5 protein-coding genes are annotated in these 3,492 nt (G+C 62.2%); 3 read left to right on the top strand and 2 right to left on the bottom strand.

Annotated elements, in window-relative coordinates:
* On the bottom strand, positions 1 to 221 hold a 221-nt coding region (locus JWQ61_RS13865; RefSeq protein ID WP_304361039.1), incomplete at its 3' end, for a dTMP kinase.
* 60 nt (positions 222 to 281) lie between these two features.
* A complete protein-coding gene (gene mltG, locus JWQ61_RS13860) occupies positions 282 to 1,289 on the bottom strand; it encodes an endolytic transglycosylase MltG (protein WP_304361038.1) in 1,008 nt (335 codons plus the stop codon).
* A gap of 96 nt (positions 1,290 to 1,385) precedes the next feature.
* Between mltG and JWQ61_RS13855 the strand changes: the two genes are divergently transcribed.
* The 3 genes from JWQ61_RS13855 to JWQ61_RS13845 all read left to right on the top strand — a co-directional run.
* Positions 1,386 to 2,426 (top strand): folate-binding protein YgfZ, encoded by a 1,041-nt coding sequence (locus tag JWQ61_RS13855; RefSeq protein ID WP_304361037.1) that lies wholly within the window; start codon positions 1,386 to 1,388, stop codon positions 2,424 to 2,426.
* A gap of 7 nt (positions 2,427 to 2,433) precedes the next feature.
* A complete protein-coding gene (locus tag JWQ61_RS13850) occupies positions 2,434 to 2,727 on the top strand; it encodes a DUF4936 family protein (RefSeq protein ID WP_304361036.1) in 294 nt (97 codons plus the stop codon).
* The coding region (locus JWQ61_RS13845) for an NRDE family protein (protein ID WP_304361035.1) at positions 2,718 to 3,492 on the top strand (775 nt) is incomplete at its 3' end. The genes JWQ61_RS13850 and JWQ61_RS13845, both read left to right, overlap by 10 nt.

The following is a 3,492-nucleotide window of genomic DNA, read 5'->3' as shown; positions in this document are numbered from 1 at the left end:
AGGTGTTCGCGGCGGGCGGCGAACATCAGCATCGCCTCGGTTTCCAGGTGCATTTTCTGATGCAGCAATACTTCGCGCAGCGCTTCGCCCAGCGCGGTGCCGCCCGGCTCGCGGGTGGTGACCACCTGCCGGCCCTGTGCACGCAGCAAGTCGGCGACAAATCCGATGTGGGTCGACTTGCCGGCGCCGTCTATGCCTTCAAATGTGATGAATTTTGCCATTGCCTTATCTGTTGGATCGCCGGTGCGGTGCAAACCGGCATGTGTTGCCGAATGTGATGATTATCGCTGATATTGATTAACTGCCTGGTTATGTTCGCCCAGGTTGTTGGAGAAATGGCTGCTGCCGTCGCCGCGTGCGACAAAATACAGGGCGTCGGTCTGCGCCGGATGCATGGCCGCGCTGATCGATTCCGCGCCGGGCAAGGCGATCGGCGTCGGCGGCAGGCCGGCGCGGGTATAGGTGTTGTAAGGCGTGTCGGTGGTCAGGTCGCGCTTGCGGATGCTGCCTTGATACTGATCGCCCATGCCGTAGATCACGGTCGGGTCGGTCTGCAGCAGCATGCCGATCTTGAGGCGGTTGATGAACACGCCGGCAATCGTGCTGCGGTCGGCGCGCTTGCCGGTCTCTTTTTCCACGATCGAGGCCATGATCAGGGCTTCATATGGCGTCTTGTACGGCAATGTGGCGTCGCGCCCCTCCCAGCCCTGGGTCAGGCGCTTGATCAGCAGGCTGTGCGCCTGCTTGTACACCTGGAGGTCGCTCGATCCTTTGGCGAACAGATAGGTATCGGGAAAGAACAGGCCTTCCGGCATCGCGTAGTCGGGCGTGATTTTTGCCAGCAGTTCGGCGTCCGACAGCGCTGCGGTATCGTGTTTCAGCGCCGGCTGCGCCGCCACCGCCTGGCGCATCTGGCGGAAAGTCCAGCCTTCGATCACGGTCAGCGATTCCTGCGCAAACTCGCCGCGCACCAGCTGCGTCAGCAAACGCAGCGGCGTGGCGCCCGGTTTCAGTTCATAGCTGCCGGCTTTCAGCTTGCTGCCCTTGTCGGTCACCCGCGCCAGCAATTCCAGCAGCTGGGGATTGACGCCGACTCCGGCTTCGTCGATCTGCTGCGCCGAACTGGCCAAGGTGCTGCCTGGCTTGATTGTGAACGGCCGCACCGGGCCGTCTTCGAAAATCGGCTGCTGCGCCCAGTAAGCCACGCCGCCGGCGGCCGCGCCGCCCAACAAGATCACGCTCAACAATAGTTTTTTAAACAAGACCGGTCCGCTCCGATTGGTTTTCATGCATCCCGCAAAAACGGCCGATTCCAACGCATTTTTTGCGACATCTCTATAATCAACCCAATATGATAATCGCTGTTTCGGGAATGTCTACAATTTATGAATGAAATAACAAGTACCTGGCTGGATTTTGCACAACAGCAATCGTTCGATGCGCTGCCCGCGACGGCCTCCGCTGGTGCGTCTTTTGTTGCGCCGCTGACCGATCTCGGCCTGATCGCATTCACCGGGGAAGACGCCGCCAGCTTCCTGCATACCCAGCTCACCAACGATGTCCAGAACCTGGCTGCCGGACAAGCCCGGCTGGCCGGCTACTGTTCGCCGAAAGGACGCTTGCTGGCAACCGTCCTGATATGGAAGAGCGGCGACAGCATCCTGCTGCAATTGCCGCGCAGCCTGCAGGCGGCGATCCAGAAGCGCCTGCAGATGTTTGTCATGCGCGCCAAAGCCAAGCCGGCCGATGTGTCCGATGCGCAAATCATCCTCGGCCTGGCCGGCAATGCCGCCGGCGCCGCGCTGGCGCCCTGGTTCCCAACCCTGCCGGCAGAACCCTATGCCAAGGTCAACAATGAACACGGCACCCTGATCCGCGTCGCCGACGCCGATTCGACCCCGCGTTACCAATGGATCACCAGTCCCGAGCAGGCCATCGCCGCCTGGCCGCAACTGGGCAAGAGCCTGCAGCCGGTGGCGGCGTCAGCCTGGCGCCTGGGCGACATCCTTGCCGGCGTACCGCAAATCACCTTGCCGACACAGGAACAGTTTGTGCCGCAAATGATCAATTTTGAAGTGATCGGCGGCGTCAATTTCAAGAAAGGCTGTTATCCAGGGCAGGAAATCGTCGCCCGCAGCCAGTACCTGGGCAAGCTCAAGCGCCGTGCGGTGCTGGCCAGCGTCGCCGCCACCGGCATCGCCGCCGGCGCCGAAGTCTTTTCCAGCGCCGATCCGGACCAGCCCTGCGGCATGATCGTCAATGCCGAAGCCGACAGCGCCGGCAGCAGCCGCTGCCTGCTGGAGATCAAGCTGGCCGCGCTGGAGAACGGCACGGTGCACCTGGGTTCGACCGCTGGCCCGCAACTGCAGTTCCAGGCACTGCCCTATTCCATCGTCGACGTCACCGACGCTGAGCTGTCGGCGTAAGCGCAAGATGAGCTCCGATCTCTACATCTATTACCGCGTGGCCGCCGGCAACGCCCAGCAGTTCGACCAGGCAGCGGCGAAAATGCAGGCCGGGCTGTCGCTGCAATACCAGGTCGCCACCGCCCTCAAGCGCAGCCCCGAAATCAAGGATGAACATCACACCTGGATGGAGGTGTATTCTTCGGTGCCGCCGGATTTTGAGAAAATCATCGATCAGGCGGTTGCCGAGCATGGCCTCGCCGCCTTGATCGATGGTCCCCGTCATACGGAATTTTTTGTGAATATTTCATCATGTGCTTGATCGTTTTTGCGTGGCAAGTGATTCCTGGCTCCCCTCTGATAGCCGCCGCCAACCGCGATGAGTTCTATGCGCGCCCGACCGCGCCGGCCGGCTGGTGGGAAGACCGTCCCGGCATCTACGCCGGACGCGACCTGCAGGATGGCGGCACCTGGATCGGCATCACCCGCGGCGGCCGCTTTGCCGCCATCACCAATGTGCGAGCGCCGGCGGAACGGCGCACCGATGCGCCCACCCGCGGTACGCTGGTGTCGGATTTCCTGGGCGGCCAAAAGACGGCGGCCGAATACGTCGCGGAAATTTCCGGCGACGCCGCCAAATATAACGGCTTCAACCTGCTGGTCGGCGACGGCAAGGACTTGATCTGGTATTCGAACAAGCACCAGGAAGACGCGCGCAACGGCCAGCCCCTGCCCGCCGGCATCTACGGCTTGTCGAACGCCTCGCTGGACGGCTGCTGGCCCAAGGTGGTGCGCACCAAGGCGCAGTTTGCCAGCCTGCTGTGCCAGGGCGCACCCGACGCCTGTTTCTTCGACATGCTGAGCGATACCACCCGCTCGGGCGATTGCCGACTGCCGTCGACCGGCGTCGGCATCGAACTGGAACGCGTGCTGTCGGCGGTATTCATCCAGTCGCCCGATTACGGCACGCGCGCTTCGACCCTGGTCAGGATCAAGGCCAACGGCAGCGCCATGCTGCATGAAAGAGTGGCGCCGCCGTTTTGCCCTTCTTCGCCAATACACACGCATCCGGCATCGCCATCCGAAT

This window comes from Collimonas fungivorans, from assembly GCF_028292705.1.
GTDB classification, from domain to species: domain Bacteria; phylum Pseudomonadota; class Gammaproteobacteria; order Burkholderiales; family Burkholderiaceae_D; genus Collimonas; species Collimonas fungivorans_B.
This window is presented reverse-complemented; position numbering and strand designations above follow the sequence as displayed.

Coding starts and splice junctions, on each gene's coding strand:
- JWQ61_RS13850 (WP_304361036.1), top strand. CDS start 2,434: ATGAGCTCCGATCTCTACATCTATTACCGCGTGGCCGCCGGCAACGCC.
- mltG (WP_304361038.1), bottom strand. CDS start 1,289: ATGAAAACCAATCGGAGCGGACCGGTCTTGTTTAAAAAACTATTGTTG.
- JWQ61_RS13855 (WP_304361037.1), top strand. CDS start 1,386: ATGAATGAAATAACAAGTACCTGGCTGGATTTTGCACAACAGCAATCG.